Source organism: Bradyrhizobium sp. (assembly GCF_035935975.1).
In the GTDB taxonomy this organism is placed as follows: domain Bacteria; phylum Pseudomonadota; class Alphaproteobacteria; order Rhizobiales; family Xanthobacteraceae; genus Bradyrhizobium.
In genome coordinates, this window is record NZ_DASYWN010000055.1 from 333,939 (window position 1) to 351,694 (window position 17,756).

Below are 17,756 nucleotides of genomic sequence, written 5' to 3' on the forward strand. Positions count from 1 at the left end.
CGATTCCACTGACCGCCGAAAAGCGCTACCTGTCCGCCCCATGACAGGACCCCTATCGAATACCGTGCACGTCATCGGCGCCGGCCTTGCCGGTTCAGAGGCCGCCTGGCAGGTGGCCAAGGCTGGCGTGCCCGTGGTGCTGCACGAGATGCGGCCAGACCGCATGACCGAGGCGCACCGCACCGACGGGCTCGCCGAGCTCGTCTGCTCCAATTCGTTCCGCTCGGACGACGCCGCCAACAACGCCGTCGGCCTGCTCCACGCCGAGATGCGCCGGCTCGACTCGCTGATCATGCGGGCGGCCGATGCCAACCAGGTGCCCGCCGGCGGAGCGCTCGCGGTAGACCGCGACGGCTTCTCGGCCGCCGTCACCAAGGCGCTGAACGACCATCCCCTGATCGAGATCGCCCGTGGCGAGATCGCAGGCCTGCCGCCGGCCGACTGGAGCAACGTCATCGTTGCGACCGGCCCCCTCACCTCCGCGCCGCTGGCCGACGCCATCCGCGAACTGACCGACGAGAACGCGCTCGCCTTCTTCGACGCGATCGCGCCGATCGTGCACCGCGAATCCATCGACATGTCGGTGGCCTGGTTCCAGTCGCGCTACGACAAGGTCGGCCCGGGCGGAAATGGCGCCGACTACATCAACTGCCCCATGACCAAGGAGCAGTATGACGGTTTCGTCGCCGCGCTGATCGCGGGCGAGAAGACCGAGTTCAAGGAGTGGGAGACCAACACGCCCTATTTCGACGGCTGCCTGCCGATCGAGGTGATGGCGGAGCGCGGCCCCGAGACGCTGCGCCACGGCCCGATGAAGCCGGTCGGCCTCACCAATCCGCACGATCCCACCACCAAGGCCTACGCGATCGTGCAGCTGCGCCAGGACAACAAGCTCGGCACGCTCTACAACATCGTCGGCTTCCAGACGAAGCTGAAATACGGTGAGCAGCAGCGCATCTTCCGCACCATTCCGGGGCTTGAGAAGGCCGAGTTCGCCCGCCTCGGCGGCCTGCACCGCAACACCTTCCTCAACTCGCCAAAGCTGCTCGACGGCCAGTTGCGCCTGCGCGCGCAGCCGCGGCTGCGCTTTGCCGGCCAGATGACCGGTTGCGAGGGCTATGTGGAGTCCGCCAGCGTCGGCCTGATCGCCGGCCTCTATGCGGCAGCCGACGCACGCGGCGAGACGCTGGCGAGCCCGCCCAGCACGACGGCCCTGGGATCGCTGCTCGGCCACATCACCGGCGGTCATATCGAGACCGTCGAGCCCGGCACGCGCTCGTTCCAGCCGATGAACATCAATTTCGGTCTGTTCCCGCCGCTTGCGAGCGCCCCGGCCAAAAAGCCGGACGGCACGCGGCTACGGGGCAACGAGAAGACGGTAGCCAAGAAGCAGGCGATGAGTGCGCTGGCCCTCGCCGATCTCGATCGCTGGATCGCCGATCACCTGCGCATTGCCGCCGCCGCGTGAGTTTTCGATGAGCCTCCCTAAAGACGACGCCGCGACACTGTCGGCGCGCTGGACCGAGGGCGTGCTGCTGAAGCGCGACGTGTTCTCGACCGTCGAGCGCGGCCGCTTTCGCGGCGACAACGGCGAGGTCGACGCGGTGCTGCGCCGGCTCGACGAGGCGCCGTGGTGGTCGTTCCTGCTCGCCCGTCATCTGTTCGCGCGCGAGAAGCATGCGCTCGCGCTCGCCAAGGGCCTCGACGTCGGTCCCGAGCTGCTGTGGGCCGGACGCCGCGCGCTGGTGCGTGGCTTCGTCGACGGCGTCGCGCTGCATCTGGCAAAGCCGCACGGCGACCTCGCCTATTTCCGCTCGGCCAAGGCGGCACTGCGCCGGCTGCGCCGCGCCGGCATCTGCCACAACGATCTCGCCAAGGAACAGAACTGGCTGGTCGGCCGCGACGGCCGCGCCTATGTGACCGACTTCCAGCTCGCGGCCTGCTTCAACCGCCGCGGCCGGCTCTACCGCATCCTCGCCTATGAAGACCTCCGGCATCTGCTCAAGCACAAGCGCACCTACGCGCCCGAAGCACTGACGCCGCGCGAGCGGAAGATCCTGGCCAAGAAATCGTTCGCCGCGAGCCTGTGGCTTGCCACCGGCAAGAAGGTCTATCGCGCGATCACCCGCGGCTTGTTCAACTTCACCGACCGCGAGGGTGGCGGCCGCCGGCTGGTGAATGATGCGCCGGTGCTGGCGGAGCTGATCCGCAGGAACCCGGCCGTGCGCGACACCGCGATCGTCGCCTTCGCCGATCGCCGGTCCGGCGTCGGCCTCTACGCCTTCGTCGAGGCCGATCAGGCCGCGCTCGAGGGCCAGCTCCGCAACGAGCTCAGTGCTGCCAAGGGCCCGAAGCCGCCGGAACACATCCAGGTCGTGCACGCGCTGCCGCGTGATGCCGGCGGCAAGCCGCGCACCGAGATCCTGCAACTGGTCGCGATGAACCAGCTCGACCTGATCGAGCCGATGATGAAGAACGACCAGGACCGCGCCTTCCTCAAGGACATTCTGGAGCAGCGCAAGAACCTGCGCGACCGCTTCAATTTCGAGGCGGATTTGCCGACGAGCTAGCGTGGGGCACGCCTTGAAGCGTCCACATTGGCGATAGAGAAGCGGTCAGGGAACGCAGGCTTTGCTGGGATCTTGGCAGGGATGATGGGCACTCGGGGGACCATGATGCATCGCGCAGTTGGTGGGCTCATCGCTGGCCTGCTGGTGCTGGCGGCCGCGCCCGCCATGGCCGAGAGCCCGGCCGAGCTGATCTCCAGCTTCCGCCTCAAGAACGGTGAAGTCCGCGTCGTCCGCGACTCCACCCTCGACCGCATCGCCATGGACCAGGCCCGCGCGATGGCGGCGAAGGACGACCTCAGTCACGACGCCCTCGGCCCGTTCAACAAGCGCGTCGCGCTGGCCGGCGCGGGCCGCGCCGCCGAGAACATCGCCTACGGCTACGACAGTTTCGAGAAGACGCTGGGCCAGTGGATCGACTCGTCCGGGCACCGCAAGAACCTGCTCCTGCACAACGCCTCCCGCGTCGGCATCGCCAGCGCCAAGAATGCCAGCGGCAAGCGTACTTATTGGGCCATGGTGATCGCCGGCGACTACGAGCCGAAGGGCAAGAAGAGCAAAGACAAGAACATGGACAAGGAGCCGCTGGTTGCCGTCAAGCGCGAGGCAGCTCCGGCAAGCAAGCCCAAATCGACCAACTGCCACGTCAAGCTGCTCGGCCTCTGCATCTGAGGCCAGGCCCGGCCATCTTGCCCGCATTCGTTGATGTGTCTAATCCAAGCGCGAAGATCGCAGGATGCGGAGGCGTGGATGATCGACATCGACCGAATTCGTGCCGACACGCCGGCTGCCTCCCGGCTCGCCTATCTCCACAACGCGGGCGCGGCACTGATGCCGGCGCCGGTTGTCGCGGCGATGAAGCAACACATCGAGCTCGAGAGCGAGATCGGAGGCTATGCGGCCGCCGACCGCGAGGCGGGCCGGCTTGATGCAGTCTACGGCTCGGTCGCGCGTCTGCTGAATGCCGCGCCCGACGAGATCGCCCTGGTGGAGAACGCGACGGTTGCCTGGCAGATGGCGTTCTACGCGCTGCCGTTTGGCAGGGGCGACCGGATCTTGACCGCCGAGGCGGAATACGCCGCCAACTATGTCGCCTTTCTTCAGGTCGCCAAGCGCACGGGCGCGGTCATCGACGTGGTGCCGAGCGATGCCAGCGGCGAGCTCGACGTCGGCGCGCTCGAGCGCATGATCGATGCACGCGTCAAACTCATTGCCGTCACCTGGGTCCCGACCAATGGCGGGCTGGTCAATCCCGCAGCAGCGATCGGAAAGATCGCGCGGGCGCACGGCATCCCCTATCTGCTCGACGCCTGCCAGGCGGTCGGACAGATGGAGGTCGACGTAGAGGCGATCGGTTGCGACATGCTGTCCGCGACGGGACGAAAATTCCTCCGCGGCCCGCGCGGCACCGGCTTTCTCTACGTCCGCCGGCCGCTCCTGCAGCAACTCGAGCCGCCGATGATCGATCACTTCGCCGCGCCCTGGGTCTCGCGGGACGCCTATCAACTGCGGGACGATGCCCGCCGCTTCGAGAATTGGGAGAACAATTACGCGGCAAGGCTCGGTCTCGGCGCAGCCGTCGACTACGCCCTCGCGATCGGCCTTGGCCCGATCGAGCAGCGTTGCCGCATGCTTGCGGGCCGTCTACGCAGCGGCCTTGCCAGCATTCGCGGCGTGACCATTCGCGATCTCGGACGCAGCCCCGGCGCCATCGTCAGTTTCACCGTGGAGGGGTATGAGGCGGATGCCGTTGTTCGCAGCGCCGCCGCGGCAGGCATCACCATCGGCGCGTCGGATCCGGCGAGCACCCGCATCGATGCCGAGACTCGCGCGCTGCCGCCGGTCGTGCGGGCCTCGCCGCACTACTACAATACGGAAGCCGAGATCGACCGGCTGATCGGCCTCGTCGCAGGTCTGGCGCCGCGATAGCGGCGCACCATTCAGGTGCAGCGCGCGCTCAGTCCGGATGCGCCGAGCTTGGCCATGACCTCGTCGAGATGCGCGCTGTCGCGGGTCTCGATCACGAGCTGCAGCAGCGTCGCCTTGGCCGGCAGATCCGAGAAGGTCCGCTGATGCGAGACCTCGATGATGTTGGCGCCGGCTTCAGCCAGCAGCGAAGCGACGGCCGCCAATTGCCCCGGCCTGTCGGGGATGTCGAGCGATAGCTGGGTCAACCGGCCCTCGCGCGCCAGCTCGCGCGTGAGGACGGAGGCGATCAGCCGCGTGTCGATATTGCCGCCGCTCAGGACGAGCCCGACTTTCTGGCCCTTGAAGCGGGAGGGATCGGACATCAGCGCGGCAAGGCCGGCGGCGCCGGCGCCCTCGACGACCGTCTTCTCGATCGAGATCAGGGTCGCGACCGCGCGCTCGAGCTCGGCCTCGCTGACGAGCGCGATGTCGTCGACGAGACGGCGGACGATCTCGGTGGTGATCTTGCCCGGCGATTTGACCGCGATGCCTTCGGCGAGCGTGTCGCCGCGTGCCGGCAGATTGCCGTCATGGATGGCGTTGTACATCGAGGGATAGAGCCACGCTTCGACGCCCAGGATCCGCAGCGACGGCTTGATCGATTTCGCCGCAATGCCGATGCCGCTGATCAGGCCGCCGCCGCCGATCGGAACGACCAGCGTGTCGAGCTCGGGCACCGCCTTCATCATCTCCAGCCCGATCGTGCCCTGCCCGGCGATGACCAGCGGATCGTCGTAAGGGTGGACGAAAATCATGCCGCGAGCCTCGCCGTGGCTGCGCGCATAGGCGGCCGCCTCCTCCAGCGTCGCGCCCGTCACCACCACCTCGGCGCCGTGATGCCGAGTGTTCTCGACCTTCACCATGGGCGTGCCGACCGGCATCACGATGGTGGCGGGAATGCCGAGCCGCTTGGCGTGATACGCGACGCCCTGCGCGTGGTTGCCCGCCGACATCGCGATCACACCGCGCGCACGCTCCTCGGCCGTCAGCGCCGTGAGCCGGTTGAGCGCGCCGCGCTCCTTGAACGAGGAGGTGAACTGGAGGTTCTCGAATTTCAGCCAGATGTCGCAGCCGCAGATGTTGCTCAGCGTGCGGCTGTAGCTGCAGGGCGTCTCGACGACGGCGCCGCGGATGGTCTCGGCGGCGGCGTGAATGTCGCCAGGGGACACCGGCAAGCCGGTGAGATCGGAGGACGTGGTTTGGGACAAGTCAGCCATACAAATCAGCCATGGGACAGCATAGAGCATTTGCCCGGCGCGAGCGATAAGCCAACCGCTATTTGGTAAATTCCCGCGAACGTGAAGCCCGCCACAGCGTCCACAGCGTGCGCAGCCGCGATACCGGCTGGGGCGTGAACGGGTTGCGTCCCGGCTGCGACAGGCGCTTGAGCTCGGACCGCGCCTGAGCCAGCGGCAGAAACGCGGGACGCACCGATGCCGGCACTTGCGCCAGCAGCGACAGGGCCGTGGTCAGATGCTGCCGTGCCTCACCTGCGAGCTGCTCCAGCACGGCGCGCAAGGCCTGCGTCTGTTTGCCGGCGAACACGTCCTCCATCTCGCAGCCATGGCTCGCCAGCACCTGCTGCGGCAGGAACAATTGCCGGTGCGCGGCATCGCGCGGCAGGTTGGCGATGACCTGCACGATGCCCTGCGCCAGCCCGGCATGCCGCGCAAGATGCTCGGCGGCATCGGGCGGTGCGCCCATGATCCGGGCGGCTTGACCCAGCAATGCCGACGAGGTCGCGGCCAGATAGCCCTCCAGCGCCGTCAGCGTCGGCATCGGGTCGTTGTAGAGGTCGAACTGGTGCTCATCGACGAGCAGCGACAGCGGCTCGACCGGCAGGTCGAAATCGCGCATCGCACGCAACAGCTCGGCCGCGACCGGATTGCCCTCGGCGCTGCCATGGACGAGGCCCGAGAACAGATCGGTCCACCATTGGAAGCGGATCTCGCCGGGCAAGGGCTGGCTGACCTGGTCGCGGACGCGGACGATCTCGACGTTGAAGGCATAGAGCGCCAGCAGCGCACGCCGTTCGGCGGCCGGTGCGAACAGGGTCGCCGCATAGCGCGGAAAATCGTGGCTGCGCACGAGATCGGCGCAGAAGGTCACGGTGTCGGGCGGCGCAGGGCTGCTCATGGCACGGCGATCAGCGCCGCAGCGACGCGCCGCCGTTCGCCGATCATGATGTTGTAGGTGCGCACGGCGGGGCCGGTCTGCATCGTGTCCAGCACCACCCTCACCGCCTTCAGCGCCTGGCGCAACTCCGGCGGCGGCAGCCAGTGCCCGGTCCCGGTGCCGACCAGGAGCGTGTCGATGCCGTTGGCGGCCGCGAACACCCGATCCAGCGAATAGCGGTCGATCTTGCTGGGGTCGGTCACATCCCAGGCCCAGATCGCGTCGGGCAGGCACAGCAGCGACCCCCGGTGCGACATGCCTGCAAAGGCGAAGCCACCCTTGCCATAGGCATCGATCGGCGCCGAGCGCGGGAAATGCGGTGCGTTGGGATCGCCAGCCATCAGCTTCGTCCGAATGAGCCTAATACCCTCGCGAACGCATGCGAGGGCCTGCGGTTCGGATCATGCCTTGTTTTTCTTCGCCGGCGTAGCCGTGTCCGGCGCATCCTCGCGATGCTCGCCGACACCGAGATAGATCAGGATCGGCGCAGCGATGAAGATCGAGGTGTAGGTGCCGACCAGCACCACGCCGAACATCATCACCGCGGTGAAGCTGTGGATGGCGTGACCGCCGAACAGCAGCAGCGCCAGCAGGGCCAGCGTCACGGTGACGTGGGTGATGATCGAGCGCGACAGCGTCGAGTTGATCGACTCGTTGAGCAGCTGCGGCATCGGCATCTTCTTGTAGCGCCGCAGCATTTCACGGATGCGGTCGTAGATGACGACGGTGTCGTTGAGCGAGTAGCCGAGAATGGTGAGCAGCGCCGCGATGCTGGTCAGGTCGAAATCGACCTGGCTGACCGACATGAAGCCGATGGTCAGCACGATGTCGTGGACGTTGGCGATCATGGCGCCGAGCGCGAACTGCCATTCGAACCGGAACCAGAGATAGATCAGGATCGCGACGATCGCGAGCATCAGGCCGAGCATGCCGTAGGCCAGCAGCTCGCCGGCGACGCGCGGACCGAGCACCTCGACGCGGCGGTACTCGATGGAATCGCCGAGCGCGTTGCGGACCTTCTGGACGGCTTCTTGCTGCGCAGCATCGCCGCCCGGCTGCTCCGCGACGCGGATCAGAACGTTCTCGGGCCCGCCGAACTGCTGCAACTGGACTTCGCCAAGACGCAAGCCATCCAGCGTCGTGCGCATCGCCGCGATGTCGGCGGCGCCGGACTTGGCCCGGACCTCCAGCAGCGTGCCGCCCTTGAAGTCGATGCCGAGGTTCAGCCCGTGGGTGAAGAACAGCGTGATGGCGATGATCGACAGCGCCGCCGAGATCGGGAAGCTGATGCGGCGGAAGCGTGTGAAGTCGAAATGCGTATTGTCCGGGACAATGCGCAGCGACGGCAGCAGGCCGAGCGCCGCGACCACGGTGAGGATGGCGATGAGGACGCCGAGCCCGATGAGAACGGTATGATTCACGATCAGGCTCCTAGATCGGCACGCTCTGCGGCCGCTTCCACCGCACCCACCAGGCGACGATCAGCCGGGTCAGGGTGAAGGCGGTGAACACCGTGGTGATGATGCCGATGCCGAGCGTCACGGCGAAGCCGCGCACCGGGCCGGTGCCGATATAGAACAGCACGGCGGCGGCAATGAAGGTGGTGATGTTGGAATCGAGGATGGTCGCAAGCGCCCGCTTGAAGCCGGCGTCGATCGCCGAGATCGCGTTGCGGCCGCCGCGCAATTCCTCGCGGATGCGCTCGTAGATCAGCACGTTGGAGTCGACCGCGATACCGACGGTAAGCACGATGCCGGCGATGCCGGGCAAGGTCAGCGTGGCGTTGAGCAGCGACAGCAGGCCGAAGATCATCGCAACGTTGATGGCCACCGCGATGTTCGCGAACACCCCGAACAGCCGGTAGGTCAGCAGCATGAAGATGATGACCAGGATCGAGCCGACATAAGCCGCAAGCTCGCCCTTCTCGATCGAGTCCTGGCCGAGGCCGGGACCGACGGTGCGTTCCTCGACCACGGTCAGCGGCGCCGGCAGCGCGCCGGCGCGCAGCAGGATCGCGAGGTCGTTGGCCGATTGCACCGTGAAATTGCCGGAGATCTGGCCCTGGCCGCCGGTGATGGGCTCACGGATCACGGGCGCCGAGATCACCTTGTTGTCGAGCACGATGGCGAAGGGCAGTCCCACGTTCTCCTGCGTGGCCTGCGCGAACTTGCGCGCGCCTGAGGTGTTGAACTTGAAGCTGACGACCGGCTCACCCGTGCGCTGGTCGAAGCTCGCCTGGGCGTCGGTCAGATCGCCACCGGCAACCAGCACCTGCTTCTTGACCACGTAAGGCGTCGGCGGCGGCGAGGCGCTCATCAACAGCTCGGATTCCGGCGGCAACCTGCCCTGCTGCGCCTGATCCGGCGGCACGGACGTGTCGACCATGCGGAATTCCATCTTCGCGGTCTTGCCCAACAGCTCCTTCAGGCGGGTCGGGTCCTGAAGACCGGGGACCTGCACCAGGATGCGGTCGTTGCCCTGGCGCTGGATCACGGGCTCGACGGTGCCGAGCTCGTTGACGCGGCGCTCGACGATCTGGATCGACTGCTCGATGGTCTTGCGCATGCGGTCGAGCATCGCGGCCTGCGGGATGGTCAGGCGGATCACGCCGCCGCCGGCATCAGCCACTTCGAGGTCGCGCTGACCGCTGGTGCCCATCAGGCCGCCCAGCGGCTGCGACAGCTCGCGCAGCTTGGCGAGCGCCGGCTGCACGTCGGTCTCCTTGGTGATGCGAACCTCGGCCGCGTCGTTGCGCACGGTGACGCCGCCGGTGAAGCCGATCTTGGCATCGCGCAGCGTGCGGCGCACGTCGTCGCGGACCTGGTCCAGCCGCTCCTTCTTCACGTAGTTGGAATCGACCTCGAGCAGCAGATAGGAGCCGCCCTGGAGGTCGAGGCCGAGCACGAGCCGGCGCTGCGCCCAGGCGGGCCAGGTCTTGACCTGCGCTTCGGGGAAGAAGTTCGGGACCGCGCAGAGGCACACGATCAGCGCCGTCAGGATGATCCCGAGCGCCTTCCACCGCGTGAAATACAACATCGACTGGACCTGTCAGATCAGGAGACTTGCAGGAAACTTGAAAGACTAGCGGAAGCGCTCACTTCGACGCGGCGTCGTCCTTGGCGGTTTCCTTCGCGCTATCCTTGGATTCTTTCGCCGGCTCGCCCTTGGCGCGCACGCCCGAGATCATCTGGCGCATCTGCCGCACCCGCACGCCGTCGGAAATCTCGAACTCGATCTGGTCGTCGTCGACGACCTTGGTGACCTTGCCGACGAGACCGCCCGAGGTCACGACGGTGTCGCCGCGGCGGATGTTCTTCACGAGATCAGCGTGGTCGCGGACCTTCTTCTGCTGCGGACGCAGAATCAGGAAGTACATGATCACGAAGATCAGGGCGAACGGCAGCAGCGACATCAACATGCTGTTGGTGTCGCCGGCGCCCGCGGCCTGGGCATACGCAGGGGTAATCAGCATTCGGACGATCCTCGTGGAAACGGGGGAAGCCGGTCAGGCCCTCAAAGCCGACCGGTTCGGTCAAATTCGCGCGGACTATAGCGGCCATTGCCCCAATTGCAACGCTGCCAGACCGTCGATTTGGCCACCTTGCGGCGCGCCCTCAGGCCCGATAAGGCTGCATTCTCAGGAACTTCGGACATGCCCAAAAAACCAAGCAAAAGCCCGGCCGGCAAAGGCCCCCGTACCCCTGCCAGAAAGCCCGCCGCCGTCGCGGCAAAACGCCCCAAGGGGGTCGTCAAGGCGCCCTTCAAGGCCTCCCCGGACCTCTCCCAGGAGCGCATCGTCCGCGCGCTGGAGACCATTGCGGCGCACCTCGCCGCCCAGGGCAACCCGGCCGTGGAACGCGAATCGTTCGAGCGGGCGGACGCCTATGTCTGGCACCCCGACGGCCGCCTTGCTGCGGTGCCGCGGGTCAGCCGCGTCGAACTGTTCCTGCTCAAGGGCGTCGACCGGATGCGCGACATCCTGATGGAGAACACCGAGCGCTTCGCCAACGGCCTGCCCGCCAACAACGCCCTGCTCTGGGGCGCGCGCGGCATGGGCAAGTCGTCGCTGGTGAAGGCGGCGCATGCCAGCATCAACGCGGACCGCAAGGCGGCCGACAAGCTCAAGCTGATCGAGATCCACCGCGAGGACATCGAAACGCTGCCGATGCTGATGGAGAAGCTTCGCGACGCCGACTTCCGCTTCATCGTGTTCATCGACGACCTCTCCTTCGACGGCAATGACGCGTCCTATAAGTCGCTCAAGGCCGTGCTCGAAGGCGGCATCGAGGGCCGGCCCGAGAACGTCATCCTCTACGCCACCTCCAACCGCCGCCATCTGCTGGCGCGCGACATGATCGAGAACGAGCGCTCGACCGCGATCAATCCCGGCGAAGCGGTCGAGGAGAAGGTCTCGCTGTCGGATCGCTTCGGCCTGTGGCTCGGCTTCCACCGCTGCAGCCAGGACGAATACCTCGCCATGGTGCGCGGCTATTGCAGCCATTTCGGCATCAAGGTCGACGACGAGGCGCTGGAGCGCGAGGCGCTGGAATGGTCGACCACCCGCGGCTCCCGCTCGGGCCGCGTCGCCTGGCAGTTCGTGCAGGAGTTGGCGGGACGGCTGGGTGTGAAGCTGACGACGACGTAGCAGACGGATCGCAACCCACTTACGGCTGTCTTTCCCCGAAGGCGGGGAATCAAGGGCGCGTGTGCATGAGAACCGGTTCTGGCGGCGTGTAGCATCGCGCTCCTCCTTCCGGTCAGAACCGGGCCAAGGACTGATGTTGCGAACACAAGCGCAAGCACGACATTGAGCGTTCGATCGTCGAGCGGCCGTTGACCGCCTGACGCAACGGTGCTTTCAGGCGCGGCGGGCGAGATCGCAAAAGTCAGCCAAGTATTCCAGCCAGATGGCCGATTTGCCGTAGGGGCATCGCTGATCCTACTTAGTAAAAATGTGCCTCGAGGGTGTCGGCGGCGTTGCCGCCGCGGGCGAAAGATTGAACGTCAGCCAGACGTTCCAGCCCGCTGGCCGATTTTCATTGGCGAATTCGCCGTAGGCCTTCAGGTTCAGATATCCCTGCATGTCTCCAACCGGGAAAATGTAGCCGACCTGCGGTCCGACGCCGAGCACCCGCGATCGGAAGCAGCCGACGCGATCGCCGGAGCCGCTGTCGCAGCCGAGCTGTTGATAGGCGTAACCCACCAAGCCGACCTGCCACTGCTTGGTGAGGAATTGCGACACGCCCCAGTCGAAGTGCATGTCGACGCCACTCTGATATTGGGTGGCAGGGTTTACGAAGTTGTAGGTAAATCCCAGCACCGCCGATGCTTCTCGCCCGGTCTTTGGGTCGAAATAGGTGTAGCCGCCGCCGGCGTCGATTACCCAATGCCCAAGCCCCAAATTCGCAAGACGGTCCGACTGATAGGCCCCGACCGGGATGTCCCCGGTGATGTAGGTCATGTAGTTGTGGACACCGGCGTTCCATTTCAGCTGGAACATCGGGAGCAGATCGCCAAATGCGATGATCGAGCTGTTGATGCTGTCGGAGCGCGAGAATGGCAATACGCCGCCGCCTGGTCCCGTCACTGTCCCCACCAGCGATCCCGCCAGCGACGTCGAGTTGGACCCGTAGACTCCCAACAGCGAGGCTTGGGCCTGCGCGCCCAGCACCGGTGTCGCAAAGGTGTAGGTCCCGACCAAAAGGCCAAGATCCACATTCGCCTTGACGTTCGCATTCACGTTGACGTTCAGATTCGCGGGAATGCGACCGATCGTGATCTCGCGTGCCCGCGCCACGTCGGCGCCGGCGGAAACCGAGGTGTGATAATAAATCGAGGTCACCGACCAGCCGGGCGCCTGCGCGGGGGCGGCGGCGAGGCTGCCAAAGAAGCCGGGTATCCAGAAGCTGACGCCGCCTTCATCGGCTCGCGCCGCATCATTGGGGAGCGCGAGTAAGGTGGCAATTCCCGCCGCGCCCAGCCGACAAACGAAACCAGCCGTCGATACCGACTTCCTGCTCTTTATCTGCATCTGCCGATCCCCACTCTTCTGCCCTCCGCACAACCGAAGAACAATCCGGCCGTGTGAGGACCCGGAAAACGAAGTAGACGCTACCACAGCGCGTCTATGCGGTATCGACGCTTTCCCAGCTTGTGCATCCTTAGCGGGAGACTGTGCCTTCCATGCCACAATTTCCTGAGTGCATGCCTGCTGATTTGCCGATTCCTCATAGCGCCGCACGATTGCGCCTTACAAAAACTGTCTCGATCAAAGCGACTGTTTTGCCGTTTTCGCGTGGCCGCCCAGATCGGTTCTCTCAAACCCAACGCAAGAACGATACCTCGTATCTCAGTCGGCAGCACAAGACCGATCCGGTCATGCAACGGACGAGGGTACGCGACCAGAAATTTCCGAACCTCACTCGTTAGCAGACGCCCCTCACCTCTCCGGGAATAGCAGGGAGAAAAACGAACGCAGTTGCCACGTCGGCGCGCCATCCGGTCTAACCACGTTATAAAACCCTTGGATCGACGCACTCACTGGCTGGTCGCCGAGCTTGAACAATCGACCAAAGCCGCCACCAATTGGGACGTTCCACTGCTGACCCGGTGCAGCCAGCCAGTTTGCGGTGATAATCGGCGAACTTGTCAGGTACCACCCGTGCGCCATGTTGTAGTTGACGAACGGCTGCACGAGAAACTGATTCACCGGCGGCCGCAACGGATTGCCGCCAACTGACCACTGATTGTTGGCCAGCACGCCGATCACCCAATGTCCGGGCGTTACGAGGGCAACGGCGGTCGGACCGAACAACACCTTACCCGTTCCGAGAATCGGATCAGTGGCGGACGGGATCGTAAAGACTGGACCGACGCCCCAGATCAAAGTGCCCGGATGGGTGGGTGACAAAAAGAACTCCTGAGTGATGTCACCAATGCCATTCGTATTGCTGTTAAATATCGGGCTAGGTTGACTCATCACGGGCATGATGGTGCGCGAGATCAGGTTCCAGTCTGCGTTGAGGCGCAGCGGCACGACTGGCTGAATGTTGAGTACTTCCTGGGTGCGGTTGAACGGTCCGGCGTTGAAATTCGTATTGCTTTGGAACGGAACGCTGACGAGATCGGCGATAGGGTTCTGCGATTGCTTCGCCAAGTCTTCGTCCGCAGGCCTGGCAGAACCGGCAGCGCGTGTCCGTTCGACTGCATCAGAACCGCCGCTCTCGAACTTGTAGTTCGCACCGAACTTGACCATTTGAAGGTTGCGGTTCAGCGGGATTGGCGGGACCGTGGCCGAAGTCCAGTTTCCCAGCATAATCTGATCGTATTCGAGTTTGAGCGTCCAATGCGATTTGAAGCCGTACTCGATGCCCGCCCCAGCCAGCCAGCCGGAACTGGTATTGGACCCCTGCCAAGTGACACCGGGAAAGTTCAACGAGGCATTGCTTTGCACCCAGCCACCGCCAAACTTGCCGTACACAAGCCAACGATCCTCCACGAGGCCGACACGGCCTGCTAATGTCCCAATCCAGTTCTGGCTCACTGAGCCGAGCGTAGGTGTGGGAAGCGCGGGATGACCAAACGTCGCCCCATCGAAATCACCTTCCACGCCAAACAAAAGATGGCCGGCCTGGAAATTGTAGCCAGCCTGGACGCCACCGATGAATTCCGTCAGCCCGCCGTATAAATTGTTGCCTGGAATGTTCAGGCTGCCGCTGGTCCAGGCCCCACCAACATTTGCTCCAAGATAAAACCCTGACCAATTGTATGGCGGCGGAAGAGCGATCGGAGCCTTCACTGGCATATCCGCAGCACGCGCGGTGACGCTCGCGAAGATAGCGAGCAGAGCCGCAAGGAACGACTTCATGGCACGCTCCCATGTCGGGCAACGATATTGCCAGACTTTCCCGTCGCTTTCTCATCCAACTACAAAGCGTTATTTTTCACTGTCTCATATGGGACACACCCAGCGAGATGTCGATCAGCTGGGTTGCAGCCTGCAGGCAAGGCATGTTCCACGCCCGATATCCGTTGTGAATTGACCACAAGCTGAAACTTGGCTGTCGTGCCCTGCCCGATAGCGTGCATTTAGCGCAACATATCCCCGCAACCGGGAGCCTGGCGGTTTCGCCTCTAATCAAACGGAAAGATCCTCTTCCAGTCCTTCTTCATGTCCACGACGGTCCACCTGTTCACCGCTGCGGCATCGAGAGCGACATCGAGCTTGCCGAAATGCGATTGGCGATCGTAGGCATATTCACGTTCTGCATCGGTATGGTGAACGATCAGGCCGAACCGCGCGCCACTGGTCCCGAGCGTCGCCCATTGCAGCATTTCGAGGTCGCCATCGGAGTTGCCGAAAGCAGCGATCGGACGCCGGCCAATGTGGCTGTTAATCCCGATCGGCTTGCCGGCCTTATCGTCGATGAAATCGACCTCTGGCAGACGAAACAGAACCGGCGTGCTGTCACGCATTTCGTATCGGGTCTTGATTGACGATCCGACGACCTGCTCGGGAGGAACTCCATAAACCCTCTCGGTCCATGGCCGCATGAATTCGATGCCCCCACCTGACACGATGAAGGTCTTGAAACCGTTGGCGCGGAGGTAAGCCAGCAGTTCGAGCATGGGCTGATAGACAAGTTCGGTATACGGACGCTTGAAACGGGCATCACGTGCGGTCGCAAGCCAGTCTGTGACGATCTTCTCAAACTCCGCTGTCGTCATGCCGGCGTGAGTCACCGCCACCAGCTCGGCTACGCCCTTCTCTCCGAAAGCTGCAAGCGCCTTCGGGTCGCCGTTCAGCACCGCCGCGAAGGGCTGCTGGTCCTTCCATTCCGGATGCATCGGCGCGAGAACCTTCACACGATCCAGCGCAAAAGCGAGTTGCACATACATCGGCTGTTCGACCCAGAGCGTCCCGTCGTTGTCGAAGGTCGCGATGCGTTGATCGGGCGGCACGAAATAGGGACCGCCATTCTCTGTGACTCGTGCGACGAAGTCGACGATCGAAGCTTTTGTCGGACCCTCATTCCAGGATGGTAGAGAACCGGTTTGCGTCTGGGCCACGGCCGACGTGGAACGCAGAGCGGCAGATAGAAACGGAAGCATCGCCAGAGACGAGAGCAGCGCGCGACGGTCAGGATGTGGAAATCGCATGATCTGTTTCATTGCCGATCCATTTCGACTGTGCGGTCCGCACCACTCAACATTGAAGCTGCGTGCGAGGTCCGTGCATCGTTGCTGTTCGTTGCACGCTTGTCGGCACGCTGCTTCGTGAACAGTCGGATTCTGAGCGCAGTGGATTGGCGGGCGCCCCTGTGTCGGGCGCCCGCATTACCCGCAAGCATCCGAGCTACTGGCTCGGGTGCCCCTGACCCTTCTTGAGCTGATCCAAAACCTGATCCAGGTTGTAGCTCGCCGGATCCTGAAGGGGTGGGAACTCCTTGTAGGATTCCAGCTCCTTCAGCCACAGCACCTGCCCGATCGGCAGCAGGTTCCAGTCGTATATGTAAGCCGTGACCGGCCCGGCGAGCGCGCCGCTGAACCAGAAGCTCGCCTTTTTCTCATCGCCCCACGACGTCTCGAATGGATCGCGCTTGAGGTTAACCATGCCGGCTGCGAACTGGGTCTGGACTCCCGGCGAGAGGAAACCCGTCGGGGTTTCGGGCGCGATCGCGAAATACATCTTCCAATTCTTGTAGCGCACAGCCGACGGATGGCTGCTGGAATAGTAGAAGAAGGTGTCGCGCGCCGACTTTTCCGAACGTCCGGAAAGGTACTCGGTCTGATCGAAGCCATCGAGCTTGGTCTTGACGATGCCCGGATAGGAGCCGGCCATGATCCGCTTGTTCAGCGCATCGCCCTTGGCTCCGCCGGCGATGTTGACAAGCGTGGGCAGCCAGTCGAGCGATGCGAAGATGTCGTTCTTGACCGTTCCAGGCTTGATGACGCCCGGCCAGCGAATGACACACGGAGCGCGCATGCCGCCTTCCCAGGTGTTCATCTTCGAGCCCTTGAACGGGGTCGTGCCGCCGTCCGGGAAGGTGAACGTCTCGGCGCCGTTGTCGGTGGTGAACACGACGATCGTATTGTCGAGCTGGCCCATGTCCTGGAGCTTCTTCAGCACATAGCCAATGTTGTCGTCCATCTGCTTCATGCCGGCTTCGTTGACGCCCCAGTCCTTGCCACCCGGTTCGCCGACCATGGCCATGTACTTGTCGTTCAGCACGGTGGTGACGTGCATGCGCGCCGGGTTGTACCAGACGAAGAAAGGCTTGCCCGTCGTCTTCGGGTCGTTGCGATCGATGAAGTCGATGACCTTGGCCGAGATTTCCTCGTCGACCCCCTTCGATCGTTCGAGCGTCAGCGGGCCCTGGTCGACGCACTGCTGCGTCCTGCTTGTACCATCCGACTTGCACGACAGGACGTTGCGCGGAGGCGTCAGGCAAACCGTCGTTTGCGGATCGACCGCGCCCGGTACCTCCGCGATGCCGGGGATCGGCGTATTCTTGCATGGCGGAGCAACCGTCTGCTGGGTCGGGGACTTGTTGATGTCCGGGAAACTCACGCCCTGCATGGCGTCGAGATGATACAGGTAGCCCCAGAATTCCTGGAAGCCGTGCGCGGTCGGCAGCGCGTCGGTGTGATCGCCGAGGTGATTTTTGCCGAACTCGCCAGTGTTGTAGCCGAGATCGAGCAGGAATTTGGCGAGACTCGGGGTGCCGGGCCGCAGATAGGACGGGCTGCCGGGCAGTTGCGGAGGAATCATCCCGGTGCGCAGCGGATTCATGCCGGTGAAAAAGGCATTGCGGCCGGCCGTGCAGCTCTGCTCGGCGTAATAATGCATGAAGATCGCGCCTTCGTTGCCGATGCGATCGATGTTGGGTGTTTCCCCGACCATCAGGCCGCGGTGGTAGATGCTCGGCTGCATCCAGCCGATGTCGTCACCCATGATGAAGAGGATATTGGGTTTCTGTGCCGGCTGCGCGGTCGCCGGCGTGCTGGCTGCCCCGGCCAGCGACATCAACATCGTCGCGCCAAGCA

The 17,756-nt window shown here is 64.2% G+C and carries 15 protein-coding genes; 5 read left to right on the forward strand and 10 right to left on the reverse strand.

Annotation, left to right across the window (positions count from 1 at the left end):
• Positions 1-40: 40 nt before the first annotated feature.
• The 4 genes from trmFO to VGR99_RS35225 all read left to right on the forward strand — a co-directional run bounded on the left by trmFO (position 41) and on the right by VGR99_RS35225 (position 4,496).
• Entirely contained in the window at positions 41-1,468 is a 1,428-nt protein-coding gene (trmFO, locus tag VGR99_RS35210; RefSeq protein ID WP_326904548.1) for a methylenetetrahydrofolate--tRNA-(uracil(54)-C(5))-methyltransferase (FADH(2)-oxidizing) TrmFO, read from the forward strand.
• 7 nt (positions 1,469-1,475) lie between these two features.
• Positions 1,476-2,570 (forward strand): serine/threonine protein kinase, encoded by a 1,095-nt coding sequence (locus VGR99_RS35215; protein ID WP_326904549.1) that lies wholly within the window; start codon positions 1,476-1,478, stop codon positions 2,568-2,570.
• A 105-nt stretch (positions 2,571-2,675) separates the two neighbouring features.
• Positions 2,676-3,239, forward strand: coding sequence for a CAP domain-containing protein (locus VGR99_RS35220; RefSeq protein ID WP_326904589.1), 564 nt, complete (start codon positions 2,676-2,678; stop codon positions 3,237-3,239).
• A 78-nt stretch (positions 3,240-3,317) separates the two neighbouring features.
• Positions 3,318-4,496 carry an aminotransferase class V-fold PLP-dependent enzyme gene (locus VGR99_RS35225; RefSeq protein WP_326904550.1) on the forward strand — a complete coding sequence of 393 codons (1,179 nt, stop codon included), beginning with the start codon at positions 3,318-3,320 and terminating at the stop codon, positions 4,494-4,496.
• Positions 4,497-4,507: 11 nt separating this feature from the next.
• Here the strand turns inward: VGR99_RS35225 and VGR99_RS35230 are convergent, their stop codons facing one another.
• From VGR99_RS35230 to yajC, 6 genes are read right to left on the reverse strand one after another with little or no spacing between them, the layout of a single operon-like run.
• Positions 4,508-5,752: a threonine ammonia-lyase gene (locus VGR99_RS35230; RefSeq protein WP_326904551.1), complete on the reverse strand. Its 1,245-nt coding sequence runs from the start codon at positions 5,750-5,752 to the stop codon at positions 4,508-4,510.
• Between the two features lie 58 nt (positions 5,753-5,810).
• Entirely contained in the window at positions 5,811-6,671 is an 861-nt protein-coding gene (locus tag VGR99_RS35235; RefSeq protein WP_326904552.1) for a phytoene/squalene synthase family protein, read from the reverse strand.
• Positions 6,668-7,051: an Mth938-like domain-containing protein gene (locus VGR99_RS35240; RefSeq protein WP_326904553.1), complete on the reverse strand. Its 384-nt coding sequence runs from the start codon at positions 7,049-7,051 to the stop codon at positions 6,668-6,670. The genes VGR99_RS35235 and VGR99_RS35240 overlap by 4 nt, the downstream gene beginning before the upstream one ends.
• 60 nt (positions 7,052-7,111) lie before the next feature.
• A complete protein-coding gene (gene secF, locus VGR99_RS35245; RefSeq protein WP_326904554.1) occupies positions 7,112-8,131 on the reverse strand; it encodes a protein translocase subunit SecF in 1,020 nt (339 codons plus the stop codon).
• A gap of 10 nt (positions 8,132-8,141) precedes the next feature.
• A complete protein-coding gene (gene secD / locus VGR99_RS35250; protein WP_326904555.1) occupies positions 8,142-9,746 on the reverse strand; it encodes a protein translocase subunit SecD in 1,605 nt (534 codons plus the stop codon).
• Positions 9,747-9,804: 58 nt separating this feature from the next.
• Complete coding sequence (yajC, locus tag VGR99_RS35255) at positions 9,805-10,182, reverse strand: preprotein translocase subunit YajC (RefSeq protein WP_028171851.1); 378 nt, start codon at positions 10,180-10,182, stop codon at positions 9,805-9,807.
• A gap of 180 nt (positions 10,183-10,362) precedes the next feature.
• Between yajC and VGR99_RS35260 the strand changes: the two genes are divergently transcribed.
• Positions 10,363-11,355, forward strand: a complete 993-nt coding sequence (locus tag VGR99_RS35260; protein ID WP_326904556.1) for an ATP-binding protein — start codon at positions 10,363-10,365, stop codon at positions 11,353-11,355.
• Positions 11,356-11,649: 294 nt separating this feature from the next.
• Here VGR99_RS35260 and VGR99_RS35265 read toward each other — a convergent pair whose 3' ends face one another.
• From VGR99_RS35265 to VGR99_RS35280, 4 genes are all read right to left on the reverse strand, one after another.
• Complete coding sequence (locus tag VGR99_RS35265; protein ID WP_326904557.1) at positions 11,650-12,741, reverse strand: SphA family protein; 1,092 nt, start codon at positions 12,739-12,741, stop codon at positions 11,650-11,652.
• Positions 12,742-13,149: 408 nt separating this feature from the next.
• On the reverse strand, positions 13,150-14,577 hold the full coding sequence (locus VGR99_RS35270; RefSeq protein WP_326904558.1) for an outer membrane protein: 1,428 nt from the start codon (positions 14,575-14,577) through the stop codon (positions 13,150-13,152).
• Positions 14,578-14,843: 266 nt separating this feature from the next.
• Entirely contained in the window at positions 14,844-15,881 is a 1,038-nt protein-coding gene (locus tag VGR99_RS35275) for an HAD family hydrolase (protein ID WP_326904559.1), read from the reverse strand.
• Between the two features lie 184 nt (positions 15,882-16,065).
• Positions 16,066-17,736, reverse strand: a complete 1,671-nt coding sequence (locus tag VGR99_RS35280; RefSeq protein ID WP_326904590.1) for an arylsulfatase — start codon at positions 17,734-17,736, stop codon at positions 16,066-16,068.
• Positions 17,737-17,756 lie beyond the last annotated feature (20 nt).

Excerpts from the sequence above, each read along its gene's own strand:
- trmFO (WP_326904548.1), top strand. The coding sequence starts at position 41 with ATGACAGGACCCCTATCGAATACCGTGCACGTCATCGGCGCCGGCCTT.
- VGR99_RS35215 (WP_326904549.1), top strand. The coding sequence starts at position 1,476 with ATGAGCCTCCCTAAAGACGACGCCGCGACACTGTCGGCGCGCTGGACC.
- VGR99_RS35220 (WP_326904589.1), top strand. The coding sequence starts at position 2,676 with ATGCATCGCGCAGTTGGTGGGCTCATCGCTGGCCTGCTGGTGCTGGCG.
- VGR99_RS35225 (WP_326904550.1), top strand. The coding sequence starts at position 3,318 with ATGATCGACATCGACCGAATTCGTGCCGACACGCCGGCTGCCTCCCGG.
- VGR99_RS35230 (WP_326904551.1), bottom strand. The coding sequence starts at position 5,752 with ATGGCTGACTTGTCCCAAACCACGTCCTCCGATCTCACCGGCTTGCCG.
- VGR99_RS35235 (WP_326904552.1), bottom strand. The coding sequence starts at position 6,671 with ATGAGCAGCCCTGCGCCGCCCGACACCGTGACCTTCTGCGCCGATCTC.
- VGR99_RS35240 (WP_326904553.1), bottom strand. The coding sequence starts at position 7,051 with ATGGCTGGCGATCCCAACGCACCGCATTTCCCGCGCTCGGCGCCGATC.
- secD (WP_326904555.1), bottom strand. The coding sequence starts at position 9,746 with ATGTTGTATTTCACGCGGTGGAAGGCGCTCGGGATCATCCTGACGGCG.
- yajC (WP_028171851.1), bottom strand. The coding sequence starts at position 10,182 with ATGCTGATTACCCCTGCGTATGCCCAGGCCGCGGGCGCCGGCGACACC.
- VGR99_RS35260 (WP_326904556.1), top strand. The coding sequence starts at position 10,363 with ATGCCCAAAAAACCAAGCAAAAGCCCGGCCGGCAAAGGCCCCCGTACC.
- VGR99_RS35265 (WP_326904557.1), bottom strand. The coding sequence starts at position 12,741 with ATGCAGATAAAGAGCAGGAAGTCGGTATCGACGGCTGGTTTCGTTTGT.
- VGR99_RS35270 (WP_326904558.1), bottom strand. The coding sequence starts at position 14,577 with ATGAAGTCGTTCCTTGCGGCTCTGCTCGCTATCTTCGCGAGCGTCACC.
- VGR99_RS35275 (WP_326904559.1), bottom strand. The coding sequence starts at position 15,881 with ATGAAACAGATCATGCGATTTCCACATCCTGACCGTCGCGCGCTGCTC.
- VGR99_RS35280 (WP_326904590.1), bottom strand. The coding sequence starts at position 17,736 with ATGTCGCTGGCCGGGGCAGCCAGCACGCCGGCGACCGCGCAGCCGGCA.